This window comes from Flavobacterium sp. LHD-80 (assembly GCF_030929605.1).
In the GTDB taxonomy this organism is placed as follows: Bacteria; Bacteroidota; Bacteroidia; order Flavobacteriales; family Flavobacteriaceae; genus Flavobacterium.
The window spans coordinates 76837-102260 of record NZ_JAVFVS010000013.1 but is presented as its reverse complement, the minus strand read 5'-3'; the positions used below and the strand labels follow the sequence as shown (position 1 = coordinate 102260).

Here is a 25424-nt window from a genome sequence, read left to right as displayed (position 1 = left end):
TAAGTTTTTTTTGAAGCCGAAGAATGGGCATTTTATTAAACATGGTTTCCTGCTTTCGGCTATATCTCTCCGTTGCACTGCGAGGATACCGCCTCTATCGGGGCTAGGTTCAAACAATTGGCTTTCTTTAAATATTTTGAACCATATAAGTAATATAAGTTCATTTAATTCTATTATTGAGAAAACATTAGAAATGCTTATATGACCTGCAATTTTGAAAACCATATTAAAGATAAAGCTTATAATTTCTTATATCACTTATATGGTTTTAAAAAAAACTACTTGAAGAAAACGTCATAAGCAAATCGAATCAAAGTTCCGACAACAACAACCAAAAAGAAGATTCGAATAAACCCATTTCCTTTATTTATGGCCAGTTTTGCACCAAGCCAACCGCCAAGTCCGTTGCTTATTGCCATTGGAATTGCGATTGACCAAATGATTTTCCCTTTAATCATAAACAAACAAATCGAACCAAAATTTGTTGCCAAGTTCACCATTTTAGCATTCGCGGAAGCGTGCAAAAAATCAAAACCTAAAAGCGCGATAAAAGCAACTACAAAAAAACTTCCTGTTCCTGGGCCAATAAATCCGTCATAAAATCCAACAATCATACTAATTACAACTGCATAAATAATTTGAGTTGTTTCTGAATGATCTTTGGCAACATGCTGGCCAAAATTTTTCTTTGCATACGTATAAACAAACAACAATGACAAAACCACAAGCAAAAGCGGTTTCATAAAATCGTTACTTACCATTGTCAAAATCGTAGAACCCAAAAATGCCGATGGAACTGCCAAACACATCATGATAATCAACAATTTCCACTGAATAGCGACTTTCTTTAAATATTGAAAGGCAGCAAAAGCCGTTCCGCTGAAAGCCGGAATTTTTAAAGATCCAATAACTGTTGAAACAGGTAAATTAGGCAATAAAATTAATCCCATTGGAGTTTGGATTAGTCCGCCACCGCCAACAATTGCGTCGATAAATCCTGCAGCGAAAGCAGCTAAGCAAAGAAAAAGTATTATGTATGAATCCATTAAAAATAGTATTGTGCAAATTTTGAAAACCTGTTGCAAAAATAAGTTTTCCGTTTTGTTTATTACCAAAAATTAAAACGGATTTCTCCTCAAAAAGTATATTTTTGCTAAAAAATTTAACCCAAATGGATTTTACAAGAATTATAGAATTAGCCAGTTATACTTTACCTGCAATTGTAACGGGATTTGTTGCTTACAGTTTTTTTGAACTGCACATTAAAAACAATGATAAAAAGCGTGCTTTTTTATTGAATAGAGATTACCAAAAACAATCATTACCAATACGCTTGCAGGCGTATGAGCGTATGACTTTATTTTTGGAGCGTATAAATTTGACGAAATTATTAATTAGGATTGCGCCAATTTCTCAAAATAAACACGATTACGAAAACTACATAATCGACCAAATTGAGCAAGAATTTGAACACAACTTGACGCAGCAAATATACATGTCTGACGAATGCTGGACGATTATCACAACTGCAAAAAATGCTACAATTCAAATGATTCGCAAAGCTGCAATGAGTGATAAAGTAGAAAATGCTGATAAATTACGTGAAGTTATTTTGAATGATTTATTAGAAAAACAATCACCTAGTAATGCTGCTTTAGGATATATTAAAAATGAAGTTGCAGAACTTTGGTAGAAAATATTATTTGAAAGATTGAGAAAATTTTAAATCTCAATCTTTCTTTTTTTAGCTAACCCATTCTTCGCTATATTTTACGACTACCCAATTTCCTTTCTTTTTTTCTAAGTAAACCCGGTAACCTGCTCCACATAAACCAGAACAATTCAAAGTATATTTGACATAAGCTTTTTTTCCATCAAGTGAAATTATTGGAATTGTTGCATGATAGAAATTAAAATATTCTGCCTTTTTATTAATATCATTCCTAAATTCTTGGACTGATTTGATATCAACTTCATTAAAATCATTTTGTGATATTTTGAAAGTACTAAAGTTTTTGTTTTGAAATTCAATGTACAACGAATCTGATTTTGAAAAGAAAAATTTTTCCTTCGGAATATCGGGAAATCCAATAAGAAACTCTATCAATTCAGACTCTCCTTCTGCTTTTTTTGGCAACTTGTTTTTCTCCACATGATCAATACGTAGCTTTTGCAAATCTTCACAAAAAGAAATCTTCTTTTTCTTTCCTAAAAAAGGAGCAATTTCTAAGCGATCACTATTAATGAGAGCTTTAATTATTGCATTAACTTCTTCGTTTTTTGGCAATTTAAAATCAGGAATTTGTTTTTCCTTCTGACAGCTTATAAAAAAGAAAATCAATACTAAAAGTGAACCAAAATAATTTAAATTTCCCATGTTTTCAGAACAAGTTAATTTTTATACCTATCTGTTATCACTCATAACTTCAGATTTATTCTGTGCATATTCAAAACCTTGCTCCCACCATTCTTTCATTACCTCTTTATTGAAAATCAAAGCGTTATCAGTAAGTTTAGTTGGTGTATAATATAAGTTAAGTTTAACATTCTTGTTGTTTGCCATAAGTTTTCCTATAGCAATATCGTGTTTTTCTACTTGATCTAAGGCAATTCTAAACAAATCAATCATTAATGAAAAAGGGTTTTTACCAATAACTGTTTTATCCATATTTACTTCAGTTTCTAAAATAATTACATCAATTTCAGTGGCTCCGCGATTGATTGCTTCGCGAATTGGAACTAAACTTGAAAATCCGCCATCACCGTATTCAAAATTATTTCGTTCAACTATACTCATAAATGGCACATAATTACTTGAAATCCAAGACCAATCTATAAATTCTTCATAACTGCAATCTTTTACAGATTTATATTCTGATTCGTTTTTCGTAAAGTTAGTTACTGTAATAATAACATCGGTTTTTAATTTTTTCAGTTTATTAAAATCTGAAAGTGAGAAGTTATTCTGAATGTATTTTTTCAAACCTTTGCTTTCGCCAAAAGTCCTCTTTCCTTTAAAAAATTGTCTCAAAACGTTGAAATGATTAATCGTCACAATATCAACACCTTCTTTATTTTTAACCACAAACGGGCAAATATTGAAAATACTTCCCATAGTAACATTAGTATAAACCGAATGAATCTTCCTAATATGCCCCAAAGCTAAATGCGGAATAAGCAAGCTTCCTGTAGAAGTGCCTAAAAATAAATCATACTCGTGATTTTTCTCTTCGATTAAATACTGCGCAACTCCGCCGGCAAATGCGCCTTTACTTCCGCCGCCAGAAATAACTAATGCTCTCATATGTGGTATTGTAGGTTATTGTTTTTTAGAGAATAGAGCCAATAAGCAAGAATAAAGACTTTTTTTAAAAATAAAATCTTTCATCTTGTTTCTTTCTTCTTTTCTCTTTTACTCTTTCAGCAAACGGTTCAATTGAAACTGTTCATTGGGGGTCAAATTAGGCAAAATTCTTTCAAACGAAGCACGCATTTCAGGATTTTTTAATAACAATCTTATTGTATCTCTTCCAAATTTTGAAAACTGCCACATATGATGCGTTGTAGACGAAACTAAATTACTCAAAACCTGATCGTTAATGATTTTGAAGGCAATCAATTTTTCGAGCGCGTTTTGTCTCGTTGTCGCTTCATATTTTGTAGATGAAAAAGCAATTAATTCATTTACAAGATCATCCGGATTATCAGCGTAATTTGGTGTCGATAATGCGAGAGAAAGCCATAAAGTGCGAAGATTGTAATCGTTAAAACCAATCCAGTTTTTTGATTTGTCTAAATATTCCGTTCGATGTTCTGGAAAATTACGCCAAAGCCAATACAATGCGATTTCTTGTGTTTGATACGATTGATCGTTTAACAAACTTTCATACTGCACTCTAAAATCTTCTGGAATCTTAGTAAATGTTTCTGCTACGGTTTGACGAATTTGAACATAATTTGTTTGCATTGCTAAAAGCAGCAACTCTTTTTTTGCTTCGTATTTCTCATTTTCCAATTGATCAACAATTGCTTCTTTTACTGTATGATAAACATCGGAATTTAAGATTTTAATAAAGAAATCTTTTTTCTCTGCCAAAGGCGTTTTCTTTAATTTATCGATTTCCAATCTAATTTGAATCGCTTTGTTTTTACTCAACAATGCATTCGCAGTTGATGTATCAAAAGCAGTTGATTCAAGCCATGTTTTCTGGAATTTATCCAAATCAAAATTAGATACTTTTTTAATTTCGTTAAAGAAATCTTGAGTATTTACGGTTTGATATGCATATTTTTTCAGATAGCTTTTTATTGCTTTTTTAAATGCCTTATCTCCAACAGATTCATGCAAAACAAACAAAGCCCACGCTCCTTTTTCGTAAAAAGTAAGTGAACTCGCTTTTGGATTTAAAACCGGAATAGAATCCGTTCTCGAAGCAAACTTTATTTGTTGCGCTGTATCATAAAGTTTAGAATAAAAATAATCGTCGCCAAAAATTTCACGCTCAGCAAGTGCCGCATAATAAGTTGCAAAACCTTCCTGAAGCCAGTGATGTTTACTACTTTCGGCTGTTATTAAATTTCCAAACCAATGATGCGCTAATTCGTGCGCATCTACATTTGTGTAATTTCTATCGGTAAATCCAATTGAATCGACAACATATCGCGTTGCAAAAAGAGTTGAAGTTGTGTTTTCCATTCCGGCATATAAAAAATCCCGAACCGGAATTTCTCTATAAACTTCCCACGGATATGAAACGCCAATTTCCTTTTCTAAAAAATCAAAAATATGTTTTGAATATCTAAAAGTTGGCTCAAAACGCGATGCATCTTTATTTTCTAAATAATATTCAAGCGGCACATTCGATTTCGATTTCAAACTTCTTCTATCGTATTTTCCAACTGCAAGCATCAAAACATAAGAACTCATTGGTTTTTCCATTTTGTATTGCCAATGAAATAAGTTGCCTTTTTGAGTTTTTTCTTTTAAAACTCCGTTTGAAATAACTTGATATGCTTCATCATAAAATATTCCTAAATTAAAAATCAGTTTTTCATTAACGTCATCAAAGCTCGGAAACCAATTACTGGTATAACGACCTTGACCTTGCGTCCAAATTTGAACTTCTCTTCCTTCAATGTCAACAAAATATAAGGCTTGTTTTGGTTTTGCTGTATATTCAAAAGTCAGATGATTTTCTCCTTTTTGAAAATTGCCAATAAGTTGCAACTGTTTTCCAGAATTAACAAAAACAACATCTTTATTGTCGATTTGTACTTTGGAAAATTCCATGTTTTTAGCGTCAATTTTGATGGTATCGATTGGTTTTGAAACAGAAAAACCAAAATCAACCGTACCTGAAACCGACTTTTCTTTGGAATTTAAAGTTAATTGCGCATTAACCGATTTAAAATCGACGAATTGAGTTTGTTGAGCAAAAGCAAAAGAAGTAATTAGAAAGAAAATATATTTCATCAAATAAAATTTTATGCCAAGATCCCAAAGTTACAAACCTTTCACCAACAAATAGAATGAAATTTGTAAGCTTACCGTATAAAAATACCAAATCGTGTCGATAAAAAAAGCCTTATTCAACTGGAGCAGCGGAAAAGATTCTGCGATTGCCTTATATAAAATTCTGCAAAATCCTTCGTGTAAAATTGAATGTTTAATGACGAGTGTGAATCAGCAATTTCAGCGAATTTCAATGCATGGCGTTAGAGTTGAATTATTAGAAGCTCAAGCAAAAAGCATCGGATTACCATTAAAAATTCTTGAAATTCCTGAGATGCCGACAATGGAAGTTTACGAAAATGTAATGACAGAGGCTTTGACCGAATTAAAAGAACAAGGCATTTCGCATTCGGTTTTTGGAGATATTTTTCTAGAAGATTTACGCAAATATCGTGAAGATCAATTGGCCAAACTAGGCTTTGAAGGTGTTTTTCCAATTTGGAAAATTCCGTCTCACGATTTAATTCAGGAATTTATTTCACTTGGATTCAAAACGATTGTGGTTTGTGTAAACGAACGTTATTTAGACAAAAGTTTTGTTGGCCGAGTTATCGATCAGGATTTTATAAATGATTTACCTGAAAATGTTGATGTTTGTGGTGAAAACGGCGAATTTCATACTTTTGCTTTTGACGGGCCAATTTTCTCTGAGCCAATAAACTTTGAAATTGGTGAAATTGTTTACCGCAAATATGAAAAACCTAAAACAGAAGAATCTTCAAATACTGCATGCAATACAAATAGTTCTGATGCTTTTGATTATGGCTTTTGGTACTGTGATTTGATTCCTAAAAGATAAAATCTTGCCACGACTCGAGCGATAGCGAACAGGCGGAGCAATTTCACTAATTAAAACAAATCAATTCGTGAAAATTCGTGAAATTCGTGGCTAAAATTTATTCAGAATACATTGCTAGTAAATTTGTAACCGTATTCCAATTTCGCATTGTTACAATCACATTTAATTTTTTCTCGATATATTTTCCTTCTAATCTAGTTTTTCCAGCTCCAACGGCATATTTAATAAAAATTCTATTGCCATCAATACTGGCTTCGTCTGGTTTAAACTGACTGATTTTCAAGTCATTTATATTTTCTTTTTTCAGTACAGTCGAAACAAAGGCAACGTACAGTTTTTTTGTATCTAAATCTTTTTCTTTTAAATACGGACTGTTTTTAAAACACAATTCTAAATCTTCTTTAGTAATCACAATTACTGGAACTTCATGTCCAAAAACCTTAAAAATTTCCTGTTTGATCATGAAACCCACTTTCGAAGCTTCCTCTTCACTATCAACAAAAACATTTCCAGATTGCAAATAAGTGCGAATATTTTGAAATCCTATGTTTTCCAGCATTGTTTTCAAAGCTTCCATTTTCATCATATTATGGCCCGAAACATTGATACCGCGTAAAAGTGCTAAATGAGTTCTCATAGTAAAGTATTTTAAAAAGAAAAAAGTATTCAGTTTTTTAAATTGAATACTTTTAATTGTTTAGCAAACTTACGGTTTTTATTTTGCTTTTTTGTATGTATAGCTACGATCACACATAGCTGCATTATCATTTAAATGACCTGATTTATCTAAAGTTAAACTCTCAATTAAACCACCTGTACAATTTGATATTAAAAAATTCTGCTCTTTGTATGTTAAAACAAAAACAGTTGCATTTTCGGTGGTTTTTATTTCAAAAGTTCCTGCTAAAATTGTGGTTTTATTGTCGTAATTTCGGTTTTTTGTAAAAGTATTATCTGTATTAAATTGATACGAAAACTGTGTGGAAGATGGATCATTAGCGTATGGCTGATCAGCAAATTGATTCCATTTTCCATAGTAATCAGAAACTACCACATCATCAGAATCATTATTCGAACAAGAAACGAGCGTAAGAACGAAAGCAAATAATAGTACAATTTTTTTCACTTTTTTAGTTTTTTAGGTTAACTACTATAAAGATTAAACTTTTTAAAAACAGTTGCGTTGAAAAACAATAGCTTAACAATAAGATAATATGCAGTTTTAACTTTCAATTATAATTGACAAATAATCAATTTTCAAATTTCCTAATTTAAATCTATCTTCGCTTTTCCAAAAAAAGATAAAAGAATATAGAAGCAAGAAAATAGATTTTTGTCTTTGCTCTATTTTCTAAAATCTAAGCCCGTCTAAAAATCTAACAATCTAAGAAGTCTAAAAAAAATGTCTAACAATCTTCTTGAAACTCCAATCGAATACTTAAAAGGTGTTGGCCCAAGCCGTGGTCAGCTGCTTCGTAAGGAATTGGGAATTCATAAATATGGAGATTTGGTTATTTTTTTTCCGAATAGATATATTGACAGAACACGTTATTACAAGATAAACGAACTGCAGAATACGGGAACAGAAGTTCAGATTATTGGAAAAATCATCAATATCAAGACTGTCGAGTTTGCTAAAAATAAAAAACGTCTTGTGGCTAGTTTTGTTGACGACACAGGGCAAATTGACCTTAATTGGTTCCAAGGACATAAATGGGTTCGCGAAAGTTTAAAACTGAATGAACCGCTTGTCATCTTTGGAAAATGTTCTTTATATGGAAGCCAGTTTAGCATGGCACATCCAGAAATTGAACTATTAACCGAGCATGAAAGAAGTCTTCGATCTGCCATGCAACCTGTTTATCCTTCAACAGAAACACTGGCAAACCGTGGCATTTCAAACAGGACCATCAATAAATTAATGGAACAATTGTTTATTGAAACTCAGGCTTTATTTACTGAAACTTTTCCACCTTATTTAATTGAAGAATTAAAGTTAATTCCTAAAAGAGCCGCTTTATTCAATATTCATTTCCCAAAAAGCACTGATATTTTGGCGAAAGCCCAATTCCGATTAAAATTTGAGGAATTGTTTTTTATTCAGCTTCAATTAATTACTAAAAATTTAATCAGAAAGCACAAAATAAAAGGACATCCGTTTACTAAGGTTGGTGAATTATTCAATGAATTCTACAAAAATCATTTGCCTTTTGATTTGACAGGCGCTCAAAAAAGAGTAATCAAAGAAATTCGTACCGATATGGGAAGCAATGCTCAAATGAATCGTTTGCTTCAAGGTGATGTTGGTTCCGGAAAAACGATTGTCGCTTTTATGAGTATGCTTTTGGCAATTGATAATGGTTTTCAAGCGTGTTTAATGGCTCCAACAGAGATTTTGGCGAATCAGCATTTTATTGGGTTATCAGCATTTGCAAATACGCTGAATATCAATATCCGAATTTTAACCGGATCCACTAAAACGTCAGAACGAAAAATTATTCATGAAGAACTTGAAAACGGAAGTCTGCAAATTATAATTGGAACTCACGCTTTATTAGAAGATAAAGTAAAATTTCAGAATTTAGGCTTGGCTGTTATTGACGAACAACACCGTTTTGGCGTAGAGCAACGATCTAAATTGTGGAAGAAAAATGATATTCCGCCACACGTTTTAGTAATGACGGCAACTCCTATTCCGAGAACTTTGGCGATGAGTTTGTATGGAGATCTAGATATTTCTGTAATTGATGAATTGCCTCCTGGCAGAAAACCAATTCAGACCGTTCACCGTTATGACACAAACCGACTAAAAGTCTGGAAATTTCTTCGTGACGAAATTGCTTTGGGAAGACAAATTTATATTGTTTATCCGTTAATTCAGGAATCTGAAAAAATGGATTACAAAGATTTGATGGACGGTTACGAAAGTATTTCGAGAGATTTTCCATTACCACAATATTCGATTTCTATTTTACATGGAAAAATGAAACCAGCAGATAAAGATGCCGAAATGAAACGTTTTTCTGAAGGAAAAACAAATATTATGGTAGCAACAACTGTAATTGAAGTTGGTGTAAATGTACCAAATGCCAGCGTTATGATTATTGAAAGTGCTGAACGTTTTGGATTATCACAATTACATCAATTGCGTGGACGCGTTGGTCGTGGCGCTGAACAGAGTTATTGCATTTTAATGACCGGCCACAAACTAAGCGCAGATAGCAAAACAAGGATGGAAACAATGGTTGGAACCAATGATGGTTTCGAAATTGCCGAAGTCGACCTAAAATTGCGCGGTCCAGGCGACTTAATGGGAACACAGCAAAGTGGTGTTTTAAATCTACAAATTGCTGATATAGTAAAAGATAGAGAGATTTTGTCTTTGGCACGAAATTATGCCATGAAAATTTTAAAAGAAGACAGCGCACTTCAAAAACCAGAACACGCGGTTCTAAAAACTGTTTTTATCGAGCTTACTAAAAAAAAGAATATTTGGAATTATATTTCTTAATCTAAGATGCTAAGGTTGTGAGATACTAAGGTGCTAAGTTTTTTTTTATTATGTGCAGATTTAAAGTATTTTAAAAGATTTTAAATTGGATTCAAATCCAATTATCATACTGAACGAAGTCTAGCGCTAAAAAAAACTTAGCACCTTAGTCCCTCAGAACCTTAGAACCTTAGAACCTTAAAAAAAACTTCACTGCATCCTACTTTACAAAATATTCAAATAACTTTTCTAGGTGATTAGATTTGTTGGGGGACAAATTAAGGATTGAATATTCTGACTGACACAGCAAAGTTTTTTTTCAAACTTATTTTTATTTTTTAGGAGTTTCTTTCTTTTCAAAAAGGCCACTAAACAAACCTTTACTGACTTTATTCTTATCATCTTTTCCAGTTGCTATAAGATGATCAATATATTGCATATATGTTTTTTTACGTTCCTCTAAAAAACCATTTAAATATTCTTCAGAAGCTAACATACCGCTGGCTTCTTCAATGTGCAATAATTTTTTGTATAACGGTTCGATAAATTTGACTACAATATCCTCAGGAACAGACTTTCTTGTTCCAAAATACCCTACAATTTCGCCATTTGAATCGGCTATAATTTTAAAATCGGTAATAACCCAATAATACCTGCCGGTTTTCGACATGTTTTTGATAATGGCATGAATGTTTTTACTTGCTTTAATACTGTCCCATAAAACTTTAAAAATCACTTTAGGCATATCTGGATGCCGTATTATGTTGTGAGCCTGACCAATAAGCTCAAACTCGTCATAACCTGATACGTCAATAAAATCTTCATTGGCGTATAAGATTGTTCCTTTTGTATCCGTTTTACTGAGCAATACTTTGTTCTTGTTCCAATCGACTTCTCTGTCTGATGGTGATGGGCGGGTAATTCTGGTATCCATAATTTCTGCATTTAAATTTAATATGAATTTACATTGGTGCGTGTACTTTTAAATTCAATTAAAATTGTTTTTATTTAAGTTAAGTGTAAGTTATTGATTCGGATTTGTCTTGCCACTGACTGATTTGAAATGAATATCATTTACCAAGTCATCAATTTTTTTAGCACTTTCTCTCATCATATCTAAATAGCTCAAAAGCTGATCATTATCAGTATGGACTTTAGAAACATCAATCAGTTTTAGAACTGAACTTACTGGCATTTTTAAGTCTAAAGTGGTTTTATGTATAAAATCATTGTATTCTTTTGTAGCCGACATTGAGCTGAATTTTGCCGAAGCTAATTTGATGTTTTCCAATTCGTATTCATCAGAAATTTTAGAAATATGATTCTGACTATGCGCTTTAAAATAGTAAGCCCAATATCCATTCATAAAAAATACCGCACCCGCCAGTACAACGTGAACTAAAAAAGTTTCAACATCAAAATTGACCTGCGAAAAATAAATCTGCAAGCCATTTGCATCATTGTAAACATAATTTTGAAGATAAGCCAATGCACCGTGATGCAAGATTACCAAAAGCGTAAGTGGAATTTGCAGTTTCCAATTTTGATAAATAATTAAAATTGTGCTGGCCACAAATACTGTAAAATGCATTTCAAACATACCATGCATTTGGTAAATATACTGTGCCATAAAAATTGCCAATACTACAGAAAGTACATATTGATAAAACTTAGAATTTTTCAGAAATAATTTAGCCGAATAGTAAGCTAGCAAATTCAGCGTACCCACTCCTGCTCCAATTTCCCAAGTGTCATATTTAAAGGATAATGCAATTCCGAGAAGGAAATAAACAGCAAGAACATAATTAATAATAGTATCCGATTTTTCTGTCATTGTAGACACAAAACTGTGCAGATAGTCCTGCTCATTCAATTTAGCTTTTGCTTTCATAATAGGTAATTTAGGGTTAGATTTATTTAGTGCATTTTGGTAACGAACATCCATAGGCTCTGAGAGCCAAAGCATCAAATGAAGGGGCATTTGTATGACTTAATAACAAATCTATTGCTTGTTGAGCATAGTTGGTCTCGGCATCGGTGCAATATCTTGTTTTATTGTAATTCCCTCTGAAATAAAGCTTTTGAGAACCGTCAATAAGCACTGCTTGTGGCGTCGAAAAAACACCACAATTTTTAGCTAATTGCTGATCAAAATAAACAGGGATTTTGGCATCAAATTTCTTCTGAATCTCTTCAATCGTAACACTTTTTTCATTATTGATTACAACAATTTTGAAGTTAACGCGATCACCATATTTTTTTATCAATTCACTAACATGAGGAACGTTAAAACGCGAACAGGGGCATTCTGGATTAAAAAAGTGAAAAAAAACAGGCTTTTGATCTATGGTACAGCATTTTAAGTCAATTTTACTGCCCATTGCAACTGCGTGGTAATCTTTCGGGATTGGTGTTGGTAAACTATACTGAAATTCATTCTTCCAAAACAAAACCGAAATAGCTGTAAGAATCAAAGAAAACCACAAACCAAGAAGTAATTTTTTCTTCATAAATAGATAGATTTTGATTTAAAAATATAAACAGTTGTTAATTTTGAAATTTTATTAAGACAAAAAATTTAACTCTAAACAAATAAAAAACCTACATTTACCACGATCAACTACAGAAAAAACAGCAATAACTTTATCGCTATAGTGCTATTTTGTTTAACCTTATCAATGTTACAAATAAAATCGATAAAGCACAAAATAAAACAGATAAAATGCGTGTAAAAAAAACACATGTAATCTTTTTCTTAGATTATTTGTAAGTATTTTTACCTTTTTTATAAATAAAAACTTACAATATAGATTTAGTTTTTAAGATAAAAATTAGATTATGCCTTTAAAACGAAAAAAAGTGCAAAAAAAACAGAAGAATATTTTTTTTATGAGGCAACATTAAACCATTGTAAACAAAAACAGTCTAAATGATAAGCAAAGCAAAAACTTGTACATACAAATGTTAAATTAAGAGTTAGCTCTTTCGTTTTCGTATCAAAAAGTTAAATTTGTAAGCTTACTGAAAAAAACACCAAAAAAATACATTTACCTCAAATTTTATGAAAGTAAAAAATCTAATTTATGCCTTGCTAGTTATCGGACTTGGAGGATTTATTGCTTACCGAGTAGTATCAAACAAAAGTAAAAATGACGAATCTAAAAAGTTTGGCGACAAAGACAAGCCAACAACTGTAACTGGAATCGTTGTAAAAACCGCTGTTTTTGATAACAATTTATCTTTATCAGGATCGATTGAAGCAAACGAACAAATCGAAATCAGAAGTGAGGTTTCGGGAATTGTTGAAGGCATTTATTTTAACGAAGGTAGTTATGTGAATAAAGGCCAAGTACTTTTTAAAGTAAATGATATTGAATTAAGAGCGCAGCTTCGTCAAGCACAAACCAGAGAAGGTTTAGCTGGTGAAAATGAAAGAAGAGCAAAATTACTACTTCAAAAAGAAGCTATCAGCCAAGAAGAATTTGATGTTGCCAATGCTGATTATGCTTCTGCAAAAGCACAAACCCAGTTAATAAAAGCACAAATTTCAAAAACATCTGTAAAAGCTCCTTTTTCAGGAAAAATTGGTTTGCGATCTATTTCTCCAGGAACTTATATTACGCCAACAATATTAGTAGCAAAACTAGTAAACACTGGCAAATTGAAAATTACTTTTTCTATTCCTGAAAAATATGCTACACAAGTAAAGAACGGATCAAATATTGACTTTACAGTATCAGGTTCAAACAAAGTTTATAACGCAAAAATATATGCGATCGAACCAGAAGTGGCTGTTGCAACTCGTACACTACAAATTAGAGCAATAGCTGATAATGGTGATGGCAAACTTTTCCCAGGAACTTTTGCCGATGTAAAACTTCCTCTAAACATTATCAAAGATGCAATTGTTGTTCCTACTGAAGCAATTGTTCCAGTTCAAGATGGAAAAAAAGTTTTCATCGCCAATATGGGCAAAGCCAAAGAAGTTATGGTTGAAGCAACTACACGTACGGATGCTTCTATCTTAATTTTATCAGGATTAAAAGCAGGTGATACTTTGGTTACAAGCGGCGTTATGTCATTAAAAAATGATGCTCCAATAAAAGTTAAAGTAAAATAGTCATAAAGTCGAAAGTCAAAAGTCGAAAGTCTTAAAGCCAAAATTTACAAGACTTAAATATAGATTTAAAGATAAGAGTAAGATTTAGCGATAAATCAAAAGTCTAAAATCATAAATCTAAAATCTAAAATCATCTATGAGTTTATCAACCACAAGTATAAGAAGACCCGTTTTAACGATTGTACTGAATCTTTTGATTATTTTATTCGGTTTCATTGGTTATACATTTTTGGGTGTTCGAGAATTCCCTTCAATTGACCCGGCACAAGTTTCAATCAGAACAAATTATACCGGAGCCAATTCTGATATTATTGAATCACAAATTACTGAACCTCTTGAAAAAGCAGTAAATGCGATTGACGGAATTAGAAATATTACTTCTTCAAGTAATCAAGGAAGCAGTAATATTACTATTGAGTTTAATTTAGATAAAGACCTGGAAGAAGCTGCTAACGATGTTCGTGATAAAGTTTCTCAAGCTATTAGAAGTTTACCACAAGATATTGATGCGCCGCCAGTTGTATCTAAAGCTGATGCCGATAGTGATGCTATCATTTCGATGACTGTACAGAGTGACTCACGAAATTCTCTTGAATTAAGTGATTATGCCGAAAATGTAATTTCGCAACGTTTAGAAACGATTCCGGGCGTGAGTGGCGTGCAAATTTGGGGGCAAAAACGTTATGCAATGCGTTTATGGATCGATCCAGCAAAACTTGCCGCTTATGGCTGTACCGTTGCTGAAGTTCGTTCTGCTTTAAATTCTCAAAATGTGGAACTTCCTTCTGGTAAATTAACAGGTAATAATACAGAACTTACTGTAAAAACCATTGGAAATTTATCAAAACCAGAAGAATTCAACAACATTATTATTCGTACTGATGGCGATAAAATTGTACGTTTCAGTGATATTGGAGGTGCCGAACTTGGTCCAGAGAATATTGAAACAAAACTAAGCCAGTCTGGTTTGCCAATGATTGGTTTGGCAATTGTTCCAATGCCAGGTGCTAACTATTTAGATATTTCGGCAGAATTTTACAAAAAATACGAAGCGCTAAAAAAGGATCTTCCAAAAGATATTAAACTGAATATCGCATTAGATAATACCATTTTCGTAAAAAAATCAGTTCTTGAAGTTGCTGAAACTTTAGGGATTTCTATTATTCTGGTAATTATCATTATTTACTTATTCTTTAGAGACTGGGCAATTGCGTTCAGACCTTTAATTGATATTCCGGTTTCGTTGATTGCTACGTTTTTTATCATGTGGCTTTTTGGATTCTCTATCAACGTATTAACTTTATTAGCAATTGTACTCGCCACCGGTTTAGTGGTTGATGATGGAATTGTAGTTACGGAAAATATCTTCAAAAAAGTCGAAGAAGGAATGTCGCCAATTGAAGCTGCAATTAAAGGTTCAAACGAGATTTTCTATGCTGTAATTTCGATTTCAGTTACTCTTGCTGCGGTATTCTTGCCTGTAATTTTCTTAGAAGGTTTCGTTGGCCGACTCTTTAGGGAATTCGGTGTTGTAATTGGTGCCGCTGTATTAATTTCAGCTTTCGTTTCCTTGACATTGACTCCTATGTTGAATGCTTATTTAATGAAAGGCGGCGAACAGAAAAAATCAAAATTCTATATTAAAACGGAACCGTTTTTTGAAAAAATGAACAGCACTTACGCTGAATCTCTTTCAAAATTCATGGATAAAAAATGGATTAGTTTTCCAATTTTAATTGTTTGTTTTGGATTGATTTATTTATTCTTCACAATACTTCCGAAAGAAACTGCTCCGCTGGATGACAGAAGTTCTGTAACAATGCGTATGACAACTCCTGAAGGTTCTTCATATGAATATACAGACCGTTTCATGCAAGAGATTTCAAAATTAGTTGACGATTCTATTCCGGAGAAAAAAGTGAGTTTGGTTATTACAGCACCTGGTTTTGGAGCTTCGGCAACAAATACAGGTTTTATCCGACTTTCATTGAAAGAACCAGATGAACGTAAAGCTACTCAAAAAGACATTGCTGATAAATTAACAAAATGGACTAAAAGATATCCAGAAGCTAAAACTGCTGTTCTTCAACAACCTACAATTGCTGTAAACAGACGTGGAGGTTTACCAATTCAGTATGTTATTCAAGCTCCTAATTTTGAAAAATTGAGAGAAAAAATTCCGTTGTTTATGGAAGAAGTTGGGAAAAGTGACGTTTTCTCTACGACAGATGTTAACTTGAAATTCAACAAGCCAGAAATCAACGTGAGCATCAATCGTGAAAAAGCAGAAAGTTTAGGAATTTCTATTTTAGATATCGCACAGACTTTACAACTTTCGTTAAGTGGACAACGTTTTGGTTATTTCATTAAAAACGGAAAACAATATCAGGTTATTGGTCAGTTTGATCAAAAAGACCGTTCAAAACCATTGGATTTAACTTCAATGTTCGTGAAAAACAACAAAGGTGAATTAATCCAAATGGACAACGTTGTAAATGTTGAAGAACAAAGTAATCCACCACAATTGTATCACAATAACCGTTATATGTCAGCTACAGTTTCTGCTGGTTTAGCTCCAGGAAAAAGTATCAGTGACGGTATTGTAGAAATGGACCGAATTAAAGCTAAAGTTTTGGACGAAAGTTTCACAACCGATTTGAGTGGAGAATCTCGAGATTTCGTAGAAAGTAGCTCAAATACTTCTTTCGCCTTCGGATTAGCTTTGCTTTTGATCTTTTTGATTTTGGCAGCACAATTTGAAAGTTTTATTGATCCGTTCATTATTATTTTGACAGTACCAATGGCGGTTGCAGGAGCTTTATTTTCATTATGGCTTTTCAACCAAACGTGGAATATTTTCAGCCAAATTGGAACCGTAATGCTTATTGGATTGGTAACTAAAAATGGTATTTTGATTGTCGAATTTGCGAATCAGCTTCGTGAACAAGGAAAACCAAAATTAGAAGCAATCCTAGAAGCTTCAGAAGCGCGTTTGCGTCCAATTTTGATGACCAGTTTAGCGATTGCTTTAGGAGCGTTGCCAATTGCAATGTCACTTGGAGCAGCTTCAACAAGCCGTATTGGGATGGGAGTTGTAATTGTTGGAGGAACTATTTTCTCTCTAGCTTTAACACTTTTTGTAATTCCTGCCATTTATTTAATGTGGTCTAAACAAAGAAAACATTATCCTGAGTTTGATCATATTGACGAATACGAAAAAGAAAGTATAAAATAGCAGCTAAAAAATCATGAATTTTGCTTTGCGTGAAATTCATGATTTTCTAGTAAAAGAATATAAATATGAATATTAAAAATATATACAGCACTTTATTAATCCTCTTCCTTTGCATTGCAAAAACAAATGCACAGGCAGTTTTGACTATTGAAGATGCTACAAGAATCGCTTTAGAAAATAACTTTGAAATTAGAATTGCAAAGAACAACTCAAAAATAAGCGAGACAAATGTTACGATTGGAAATGCTGGAATATTGCCAAACGTTGCAGCAACCGTTACTGATAATAATAGCGTTACAAATTCATCACAAACGCGTCAGGACGGAACTACCACTTCTTTAGACAATGCAAAAAATAACAGTTTAACTTACGGAGTAGGTTTAAACTGGACCGTTTTTGACGGAATGAAGATGTTTGCTCGACTAGATCAATTAAAAGAACTTCAAAAATTAGGTGATTCTGAATTGAGAAGAACCGTTTTAATCAAAATTGTACAAGTAAATTCGGCTTACTACGATCTTGTACAGCAACAGCATCAATTGGCTGCTTTAGATACTACAATCGTAATTTCTAAGCAAAGATTGACATTGGCACAAAATCGTTTCAGCATTGGAAAAGCTTCAAAATTAGAGGTTCTAAATGCACAGGTAGACTTAAATTCAGATCAAGTTGCTTTATTGCGCCAAAAAGAAACTTATGCAAATGCTAAAATTTTGCTTAACCAATATTTAGCACGTGATCCTAAAATTGATTTTACAGTAACCGATTTAGTTACAGTTGATAATGCAATGAACTTTGCAGAACTATCTGATCTGGCCCACAAACAAAATCCGGCTGTAGAAGCTCAAATTATCAATAAAAGAATTGCCGAACTTCAATTAAAGCAAGTAAAAGCAGATCGTTATCCGGTTGTAAACTTAACATCGGGGTACAATTTTTCTGAAAATCAGTCAAGTTTAGGTTTTACAAGTGCATCTTCTTCAAAAGGTTTCAATTATGGCTTTAATGCAAGATTGAATATATTCGACGGTTTAAATCAGCATCGAAATGAAAAAGTAGCAAAAATAGAAATTGAAAATTCTCAGATTGCTATTGATCAACAAAATATGATTTTAGATACACAGTTGAGTACAGCATTTCAAACGTATCAAACAAACTTGGGATTAATTGATTTAGAAGAAGATAACGTAACTATTGCTAAGCAAAACTTAGATATTACTTTGGATAAATTCAGAATTGGAACTATTACAACCCTTGATTTTAGAACGGCACAATTAAATTATGTAAATGCTAAAGTTCGTTACAGCAATGCTCAATATCAAGCCAAATTATCTGAAATTGCCTTGAGAGAATTAGCAGGAAATATTAATTTTTAAATTAAATTTGTTTTAAAAATTAATAAAAAATGATTGCATACAATACTAAAGAGTGGTTTACATTTATCTTTCATTTTCACAAATCAGACACTATCAGGCAGTTATTCCCTGTAATGATTGGCATTGGTATTTATGCGGCCCTTGTAGGTTATGCTGAATTGATTTATTTTGGAATTGATGAAAACCATTATCTTAAAAATATTCCTGTAATGCACGGAATACTTGGTTTTGTAATTTCTCTTTTATTAGTTTTTAGAACAAATACTGCATACGATCGCTGGTGGGAAGCCAGAAAATTATGGGGCGGTTTAGTAAACAACAGCCGTAATTTTGCTATAAAACTTTCGGCTATTTTAAAAGATGAAAATGACCGAAAGTTTTTTAGAACTTTTATTCCCGGTTATGCGTCCATTTTATACAAACACCTAAATAATTCTGAGACTGCAAAACAACTTTTTGAAGATGTTGATTTGGAATTGGATCATCATAAACATAAACCAAATCAGGTGAAACGAATGATGTTTCATAAAATCAATGATTTGTATGATTCAAAAAAAATCACTGGCGACCAACTTATTATTTTAAATGCCGAATTAGTTGCTTTTACAGATATATGCGGTGCATGTGAGCGAATAAAAAACACACCTATTCCCTACTCTTACAGTGCTTTTATAAAGAAATTTATCTTCTTTTATATCATGACACTGCCTTTTGGTTATTCGTTGAGTTTAGGTTATTATGTAGTTCCTGTTGTTGTTTTTATCTTTTATGTTTTGGCCAGTTTAGAGTTAATTGCCGAAGAAATTGAAGATCCTTTTGGTGATGATGAGAACGATTTGCCGATCAAAAAAATATCAGAAAACATTAAAAAACATGTGGAAGAATTGATTTAATATTTTACTGTTATTATACATATATTCTTATATTTTTAATATATTAGTAAAATATATGTTAAACAAACACTTCTTCATCCTATTTCTTCTCTTGGCAAATTTAGGCTTCAGCCAGTCTGAATGCTATAATTCAGATTTTTCTACTGGCGATTTTTCCGGCTGGGAAGGCTATTATGGCACTTATAATATTCCAGATTTTGCTAAGGGCTTTAAACAATATAGGCATACTATTATAACTACATCAACACTTGACCCAAGAACATGTAATAACTTACCGACAATACCACCTGGTGAAACTTTTTCAGCTAAATTAGGAGATAATGAATCTGGAGCCCAAGCAGAGTCATTAGTCTATACCATGAATGTCACTCCTGAAAACAGTTTTTTTTTATATCAATTTGCATTTGTGGTTGAAGATGGCGGGCATAAACCTAGCGAGCAACCGGAATTCACAACTCGAATTACAGATATTAACGGAGTAACTATTGATCCTCTTTGTGGCGATTACACAATTTATGCTGGTCAGCCAGATCAGGAATTCTACTCGTGTACGTATAAAGATCCCGTGACCGGACGTACAAATAAGACAAAATGGACAAAATGGAGAACGGTTGGTGTAAATCTGGCCACATACATGGGCCAGACTGTAAAAATTGAGTTTACAACAAAAGATTGTGCTTATGAAGAACATTTTGGCTATGCCTACATTTCCGCCAAATGCGCCAAACCAAAAGTCGATTTAAAAGTATGCGCAAGCGAACCTAATTTTGAATTAACTGCACCGTACGGATTCCGTAAATATCTTTGGACTTATCAAGGACAGCCGGTTGGCGAGCCAAATCAAAATATATACCTACCTCTCGCAGATTACACGGAAGGTGCCGTTTTTGAATGCATCATGACTGCTTTTAGCGACGACAATGCCTGCGATTCAAAAATACAGGTTACCTTAACAAAACCCACAAAAATTGACCCTTTATTTGTTGCAAAAGCATCTTGCAATACAACTCAGACTACTTTTAATCCTATAATTTTTGAAAACCAGACTACAACAAGTGAACCGAATGTAAAATGGAGTTGGGATTTTGGAGACGGAACTACTTCAATTGAAAAAGATCCAAAGCATGTTTTTACTGCTTCGGGAAATTATAACGTTAAACTAACTGCTACAACTGAGAGTGGATGTATATTTAATTCGATAAAGCAAGTTTTAATTGACAACAACCCTATTTCGGAACCAATATTAAATTCGAATCAATTTTTTTGCAATCAAAATGCCACGATTAGTGCTATTAATGTTGGGAATCAAAATCTGAAATGGTTTAGTTCTTTAACATCTACTGATGAATTACCAACTACAACACCTTTAATTGATAAGACTTCCTACTATGCTTCAGTAGTAAATAACGGCTGTTTGGGTAAACGAATTGCCTTTGTTGCATCTGTTTCAAATCTTACGGCGCCTACAGGAAATGCTACACAATATTTTTGTACAATTGACAAACCAACGCTTAAAGATATTATCGTAAAAGGTACAGGAATAAAATGGTTTAAGAATCTTACTGATACGAATCCGTTGAGCAACTCGACAATATTATCCAATGATGTTTTTTATGCCGCACAAACTGATCTGCAAACAGGTTGTGAAAGTAAAGAACGCCTCAAAATCAATATCATTTTGCAAGATCCAATAAATACTTTGCCAGCCAGTTATAAGAAAGAATTATGCTTGGATGATGAATTAGTCGTTCGTTCTTTAAGAGATAATAAGGCAGAAATGATTTTTTATGATTCGGAAAATTCGAGCAATCCACTCTCTGATAATGATCCAGTTCGTAATGGCTCAACATATTACGCTTCAATTTTTGATCCTAAAACCAATTGCGAAAGTATAAAAAGAACCGCTGTTTTAGTTTCGGTAATTCCATGTGAATTAGTGGTATATAATTCAATGACCATTGACGGAAATGATTTAAACGATCATTTTGTCATAAAAAATATAGAATTTTTTCCAGAGAATACAGTTGAAATCTATAACCGTTTTGGCCAGTTGGTCTATCGAACAACTAAATATGGTATAGATGAAAACTATTTTTACGGCGAGGCAAATTCCGGAGAAGTATTTCAGAAAAGCAAAAAGTTGCCAACAGGCTCTTATTTTTATATCATAAATTTCAAGAAAACCATTTCATCAGAAAATAATTTACAAAAAGGTTTTCTTTACATCAGCAACAATGAATAGCACTTTAAAAAAAATACTAATTTTTGTTGCTGTCTTCCATGTGTGCCATATGGCTAGATCACAAAACGATTCTAAATTATCAATATTCAATTATAATCCCTTGATCTATAATCCCGCTTTTGCAGGTGCAGCTGACGGGTTAAATATAGCCGGAATTTATTCTACGCAATGGTATGGATTTGATGGAGCTCCAAAAACACAGTACTTATCTGTGGATACAAAACTGCCTTACAATAAAATTGGGCTTGGACTCAGTTTATATCATGATGCCATTGGTCCTGCGAGAGAGTACAATATTGAAGGAAATTTTGCGTATTACCTTGATGTAAACGATCGATACAAACTGGCTTTAGGAGTTAAAAGCGGATTACATTCTTATAAAGTTGACATGAATCAACTCAATGTTTATCAGCCGGGAGAAAATGTTTTTAATGCCGACTTTGAGAACAATTTATCATTAATACTTGGACTTGGAGCAAATTTATATTCTGATAATTTTTTCATCGGAATTTCGACCCCAAATGTATTTGTGTCAAAATATTATAATGCGAACAATTCTTCTGTTCTTTCCAAAAGAAAGAACTATTATTACTTGAATACTGGATATAGATTTGAATTACGACGCGATGTTAGTTTAACACCAGCCGCTTTAATAAGAGTTACAGAAGGCGCACCAATAAGCGTTCTAACTTCCTTAAACTTAAATTGGTACGAAAAATATATTGCCAGTTTAAATTTTGATTATAATTCCAGTGTTGGACTTCTTTTTGGAATTCGTGTATTCGACAACCTCAAAATTGGTTATTCTTACGATCAATCTATAACCAAATTTAGCCACTATAATAATGGCACACATACGTTTTTATTGACTTATACACTATTAAATGAAAATAGTGAAAAATGCAGCTGTAAACTATATTAACACTTCAACACCCTTTATACATCATTAATTACCAAATATTTACCATGTATTTAATATCTCGTAATTGAAATTAAAGAAATCAATTCTAGAAATTTTCCCAAAAAATAACATTAATTAGTCGCATTATTACATAATGATTAATTCCTATAATAATACGTTTTAAAATAAATGAAAGCTAAGAATAACTGGTTTTAAATAAATTAAAGTCGTCTAAAAAAAAACCAAATATTTTTTTTCTTACTACAACGTGCAATCCTTATATTTGTATCCTCATACAAGAATAATTAAGCTAACATGAAAATATCTTACAACTGGTTAAAACAATTTATTAAAACAGACTGGACTTCAGAACAAACTTCAGAATTACTAACCGATTTGGGTCTTGAAGTTGAAGTTGTTGAAAAATACCAATCTATAAAAGGTGGATTGGAAGGCGTTGTTGTAGGCCATGTTCTTACCTGCGAAAAACACCCAGATGCTGATAGACTAAAAGTAACAACTGTAAATATTGGATTGGAAGCTCCTGTACAAATTGTATGTGGTGCAGCTAATGTTGCAGCAGGTCAAAAAGTTCCTGTTGCTACTATTGGAACGGTTTTATATGATAAAGAAGGTGCCGAATTTACTATCAAAAAAGGAAAAATTCGCGGACAAGAAAGCCACGGAATGATTTGTGCCGAAGACGAATTAGGTTTAGGAACAAGTCACGAAGGTATTATGGTTCTTGATAAAAACTTAGTACCTGGAACTCCAGCTGCAGAAGTTTTTAAAATTGCAAATGATGAAGTATTCGAAATTGGTTTGACTCCAAACCGCGCTGATGCAATGAGTCATTTTGGAACTGCACGTGATTTGAGAGCAGGAATGCTACAACGCGGTGTAAATGTAGAATTGATTACACCATCTGTAAGTAATTTTAGAGTGGATATGCGTACGTTAAAAATTGACGTTAACGTTGAAGATTCACATTTAGCTCCAAGATATTGTGGTGTAACTATTTCTGGAATCACGGTTCAAGAATCACCAGCTTGGCTTCAAGATCGATTAAAAGCAATTGGATTAACTCCAAAAAATAATATTGTTGACGTTACTAATTATGTTTTGCATGAATTAGGACAACCATTACACGCTTTTGACGCAGCAAAAATCAACGGAAAAGTAATTGTAAAAATGCTTCCGGAAGGAACAAAATTCATCACTTTAGACGATGTAGAAAGAACATTGCACAAGGAAGATTTAATGATTTGTGATGAAAAAGGTCCGTTGTGCATTGCGGGTGTTTTTGGAGGAAAAAAATCTGGAGTAACTGATGGAACAACTTCTATCTTTTTAGAAAGTGCTTATTTTGATGCTGTAAGCATCAGAAAAACAGCGAAAAGACATAACTTGAATACTGATGCTTCTTTTAGATTTGAAAGAGGAATTGACCCAACAATTACTGAATATGCTTTGAAACGTGCAGCACTTTTAATTCAGGAAGTTGCCGGCGGAAAAATCACTTCGGATGTTGTGGAAGTTTATCCTAAAAAAGTAGAAGATTTCTCTGTTTTATTGAATTTCAGCCACGTTTCTAAAATCATTGGACAAGAAATCCCAAAAGATACAATCAAAAAAATACTAGTTTCTTTAGATATTAAAGTAAATAGTGTTTCTGATTCTGGTTTAGGACTAACAATTCCTGCTTACCGTGTTGACGTACAGCGTGAAATTGATGTAATTGAAGAAATTTTACGTGTTTACGGTTACAATAACATTAATTTTTCTAAAAAATTCAATGCGACTGTAGCAAATTCGCCAAGAACAGAAGATTATAAAGTACAAAACGTAATTGCTTCTCAGTTAAATTCTCAGGGTTTTCATGAAATGATGGCCAACTCTTTGACAACAGCAGCTTACGCAAAACTTTCTGCTTCGTTAAAAGAAGAGCATAATGTAACAATGCTGAATCCTTTGAGCAGTGATTTGTCGACTATGCGTCAATCATTATTGTTTTCAGGACTTGAAGCTATTTCATATAATATCAATAGAAAAAATGCCGATTTAAAATTATTTGAATTCGGAAAAACATATCATAAATACCTTACTGGTTACGAAGAGCACAAACATTTGACTTTGCTTATTTCTGGAAACAGAAACAAAGAAAGCTGGACAAATCCTCAAAAAACTACTGATTTCTTTTTATTAAAAGGATATGTAAAAGGAGTTTTATCTCGTTTAGGAATTGATAAAATTTCGAATGCACCAGTACAATCTGATGTTTTTTCTGAAGGAACGGCAATTTGCTACAACAATGATACTTTAGTAGAAATGGGTGTAGTAAAAAAATCTATTTTAAAGCATTTCGGAATCAAACAAGATGTTTATTATGCCGATTTTAATTGGGATTTAATACTGAAAATTATTACTGGAAAAATTAAATATACTGAGATTCCAAAGTATCCAGAAGTTCGTAGAGATTTAGCTTTACTAATTGATCAAAGTACGACTTACGAAAGTATTTTTAACCTTGCAAAACAAACTGAAAAATCGCTTTTAAAAGATGTCAACTTATTTGATGTTTACGAAGGAGAAAAACTTCCAGCAGGTAAAAAATCGTATGCTTTGAGTTTTACTATTCAGGATAACACAAAAACACTTACAGACGCTCAAATTGACAAAATCATGTCAAAACTACAACAGACTTTTGAAACTGAACTTGGCGCAAGTTTAAGATAGAGTAAAAAAATATAGAATAAAAAATGCCTCATAGTTTTATGAGGCATTTTTTTTGCCCAAATTGAATTTCACCTTATTGTATTATAAATAAACCTTTTTAGTACTGCCGTTTTTTGTTTA

At 32.7% G+C, this 25424-nt stretch carries 19 protein-coding genes; 10 read left to right on the top strand and 9 right to left on the bottom strand.

Annotated elements, in window-relative coordinates; genetic code table 11:
• Positions 1-278: 278 nt before the first annotated feature.
• Positions 279-1046 (bottom strand): TSUP family transporter, encoded by a 768-nt coding sequence (locus RB619_RS19330; RefSeq protein ID WP_308100580.1) that lies wholly within the window; start codon positions 1044-1046, stop codon positions 279-281.
• Positions 1047-1171: 125 nt separating this feature from the next.
• Here RB619_RS19330 and RB619_RS19325 point away from each other — a divergent pair, with 125 nt between their 5' ends.
• Complete coding sequence (locus RB619_RS19325) at positions 1172-1693, top strand: hypothetical protein (protein WP_308100578.1); 522 nt, start codon at positions 1172-1174, stop codon at positions 1691-1693.
• A gap of 51 nt (positions 1694-1744) precedes the next feature.
• On the opposite strand, the gene RB619_RS19320 is transcribed toward RB619_RS19325, so the two are convergent.
• From RB619_RS19320 to RB619_RS19310, 3 genes are all read right to left on the bottom strand, one after another.
• A complete protein-coding gene (locus tag RB619_RS19320; RefSeq protein ID WP_308100576.1) occupies positions 1745-2287 on the bottom strand; it encodes a hypothetical protein in 543 nt (180 codons plus the stop codon).
• Positions 2288-2404: 117 nt separating this feature from the next.
• Positions 2405-3304 carry a patatin-like phospholipase family protein gene (locus tag RB619_RS19315; RefSeq protein WP_308100574.1) on the bottom strand — a complete coding sequence of 300 codons (900 nt, stop codon included), beginning with the start codon at positions 3302-3304 and terminating at the stop codon, positions 2405-2407.
• 108 nt (positions 3305-3412) lie between these two features.
• Positions 3413-5473, bottom strand: coding sequence for a M1 family metallopeptidase (locus RB619_RS19310; protein WP_308100572.1), 2061 nt, complete (start codon positions 5471-5473; stop codon positions 3413-3415).
• A gap of 91 nt (positions 5474-5564) precedes the next feature.
• On the opposite strand from RB619_RS19310, the gene RB619_RS19305 reads away from it, so the two are divergent.
• Entirely contained in the window at positions 5565-6311 is a 747-nt protein-coding gene (locus RB619_RS19305) for a diphthine--ammonia ligase (RefSeq protein WP_308100935.1), read from the top strand.
• 97 nt (positions 6312-6408) lie between these two features.
• Here the strand turns inward: RB619_RS19305 and RB619_RS19300 are convergent, their stop codons facing one another.
• Both RB619_RS19300 and RB619_RS19295 read right to left on the bottom strand, forming a co-directional pair.
• Positions 6409-6948, bottom strand: coding sequence for a DUF1697 domain-containing protein (locus RB619_RS19300; RefSeq protein WP_308100570.1), 540 nt, complete (start codon positions 6946-6948; stop codon positions 6409-6411).
• A gap of 78 nt (positions 6949-7026) precedes the next feature.
• Positions 7027-7437 carry a hypothetical protein gene (locus tag RB619_RS19295; RefSeq protein WP_308100568.1) on the bottom strand — a complete coding sequence of 137 codons (411 nt, stop codon included), beginning with the start codon at positions 7435-7437 and terminating at the stop codon, positions 7027-7029.
• A 276-nt stretch (positions 7438-7713) separates the two neighbouring features.
• Between RB619_RS19295 and recG the strand changes: the two genes are divergently transcribed.
• A complete protein-coding gene (gene recG / locus RB619_RS19290; RefSeq protein WP_308100566.1) occupies positions 7714-9822 on the top strand; it encodes an ATP-dependent DNA helicase RecG in 2109 nt (702 codons plus the stop codon).
• A 310-nt stretch (positions 9823-10132) separates the two neighbouring features.
• Here recG and RB619_RS19285 read toward each other — a convergent pair whose 3' ends face one another.
• From RB619_RS19285 to RB619_RS19275, 3 genes are all read right to left on the bottom strand, one after another.
• Positions 10133-10735 (bottom strand): PAS domain-containing protein, encoded by a 603-nt coding sequence (locus RB619_RS19285; RefSeq protein ID WP_308100564.1) that lies wholly within the window; start codon positions 10733-10735, stop codon positions 10133-10135.
• Between the two features lie 90 nt (positions 10736-10825).
• Positions 10826-11692, bottom strand: a complete 867-nt coding sequence (locus RB619_RS19280; protein ID WP_308100560.1) for a hypothetical protein — start codon at positions 11690-11692, stop codon at positions 10826-10828.
• 22 nt (positions 11693-11714) lie between these two features.
• A complete protein-coding gene (locus RB619_RS19275; protein ID WP_308100557.1) occupies positions 11715-12311 on the bottom strand; it encodes a thioredoxin fold domain-containing protein in 597 nt (198 codons plus the stop codon).
• Positions 12312-12862: 551 nt separating this feature from the next.
• Between RB619_RS19275 and RB619_RS19270 the strand changes: the two genes are divergently transcribed.
• The 7 genes from RB619_RS19270 (at position 12863) to pheT (ending at position 25304) form a co-directional block, all read left to right on the top strand.
• Positions 12863-13921 carry an efflux RND transporter periplasmic adaptor subunit gene (locus RB619_RS19270; protein ID WP_308100554.1) on the top strand — a complete coding sequence of 353 codons (1059 nt, stop codon included), beginning with the start codon at positions 12863-12865 and terminating at the stop codon, positions 13919-13921.
• 136 nt (positions 13922-14057) lie between these two features.
• On the top strand, positions 14058-17156 hold the full coding sequence (locus RB619_RS19265; RefSeq protein WP_308100552.1) for an efflux RND transporter permease subunit: 3099 nt from the start codon (positions 14058-14060) through the stop codon (positions 17154-17156).
• A 65-nt stretch (positions 17157-17221) separates the two neighbouring features.
• On the top strand, positions 17222-18532 hold the full coding sequence (locus RB619_RS19260) for a TolC family protein (protein WP_308100550.1): 1311 nt from the start codon (positions 17222-17224) through the stop codon (positions 18530-18532).
• Positions 18533-18561: 29 nt separating this feature from the next.
• Complete coding sequence (locus RB619_RS19255) at positions 18562-19425, top strand: bestrophin family ion channel (protein ID WP_308100548.1); 864 nt, start codon at positions 18562-18564, stop codon at positions 19423-19425.
• A 55-nt stretch (positions 19426-19480) separates the two neighbouring features.
• Complete coding sequence (locus RB619_RS19250) at positions 19481-21667, top strand: gliding motility-associated C-terminal domain-containing protein (protein ID WP_308100546.1); 2187 nt, start codon at positions 19481-19483, stop codon at positions 21665-21667.
• Positions 21660-22589, top strand: coding sequence for a type IX secretion system membrane protein PorP/SprF (locus tag RB619_RS19245; protein ID WP_308100544.1), 930 nt, complete (start codon positions 21660-21662; stop codon positions 22587-22589). The genes RB619_RS19250 and RB619_RS19245 overlap by 8 nt, the downstream gene beginning before the upstream one ends.
• A gap of 294 nt (positions 22590-22883) precedes the next feature.
• Positions 22884-25304 carry a phenylalanine--tRNA ligase subunit beta gene (pheT, locus tag RB619_RS19240; protein ID WP_308100542.1) on the top strand — a complete coding sequence of 807 codons (2421 nt, stop codon included), beginning with the start codon at positions 22884-22886 and terminating at the stop codon, positions 25302-25304.
• The last annotated feature ends 120 nt before the right edge of the window (positions 25305-25424 follow it).

Bases quoted from the DNA above. Each gene is read 5' to 3' on its own strand.
- RB619_RS19330 (WP_308100580.1), bottom strand. From the start codon at position 1,046: ATGGATTCATACATAATACTTTTTCTTTGCTTAGCTGCTTTCGCTGCA.
- RB619_RS19325 (WP_308100578.1), top strand. From the start codon at position 1,172: ATGGATTTTACAAGAATTATAGAATTAGCCAGTTATACTTTACCTGCA.
- RB619_RS19315 (WP_308100574.1), bottom strand. From the start codon at position 3,304: ATGAGAGCATTAGTTATTTCTGGCGGCGGAAGTAAAGGCGCATTTGCC.
- RB619_RS19310 (WP_308100572.1), bottom strand. From the start codon at position 5,473: ATGAAATATATTTTCTTTCTAATTACTTCTTTTGCTTTTGCTCAACAA.
- RB619_RS19300 (WP_308100570.1), bottom strand. From the start codon at position 6,948: ATGAGAACTCATTTAGCACTTTTACGCGGTATCAATGTTTCGGGCCAT.
- recG (WP_308100566.1), top strand. From the start codon at position 7,714: ATGTCTAACAATCTTCTTGAAACTCCAATCGAATACTTAAAAGGTGTT.
- RB619_RS19285 (WP_308100564.1), bottom strand. From the start codon at position 10,735: ATGGATACCAGAATTACCCGCCCATCACCATCAGACAGAGAAGTCGAT.
- RB619_RS19280 (WP_308100560.1), bottom strand. From the start codon at position 11,692: ATGAAAGCAAAAGCTAAATTGAATGAGCAGGACTATCTGCACAGTTTT.
- RB619_RS19275 (WP_308100557.1), bottom strand. From the start codon at position 12,311: ATGAAGAAAAAATTACTTCTTGGTTTGTGGTTTTCTTTGATTCTTACA.
- RB619_RS19270 (WP_308100554.1), top strand. From the start codon at position 12,863: ATGAAAGTAAAAAATCTAATTTATGCCTTGCTAGTTATCGGACTTGGA.
- RB619_RS19265 (WP_308100552.1), top strand. From the start codon at position 14,058: ATGAGTTTATCAACCACAAGTATAAGAAGACCCGTTTTAACGATTGTA.
- RB619_RS19260 (WP_308100550.1), top strand. From the start codon at position 17,222: ATGAATATTAAAAATATATACAGCACTTTATTAATCCTCTTCCTTTGC.
- RB619_RS19255 (WP_308100548.1), top strand. From the start codon at position 18,562: ATGATTGCATACAATACTAAAGAGTGGTTTACATTTATCTTTCATTTT.
- RB619_RS19250 (WP_308100546.1), top strand. From the start codon at position 19,481: ATGTTAAACAAACACTTCTTCATCCTATTTCTTCTCTTGGCAAATTTA.
- RB619_RS19245 (WP_308100544.1), top strand. From the start codon at position 21,660: ATGAATAGCACTTTAAAAAAAATACTAATTTTTGTTGCTGTCTTCCAT.
- pheT (WP_308100542.1), top strand. From the start codon at position 22,884: ATGAAAATATCTTACAACTGGTTAAAACAATTTATTAAAACAGACTGG.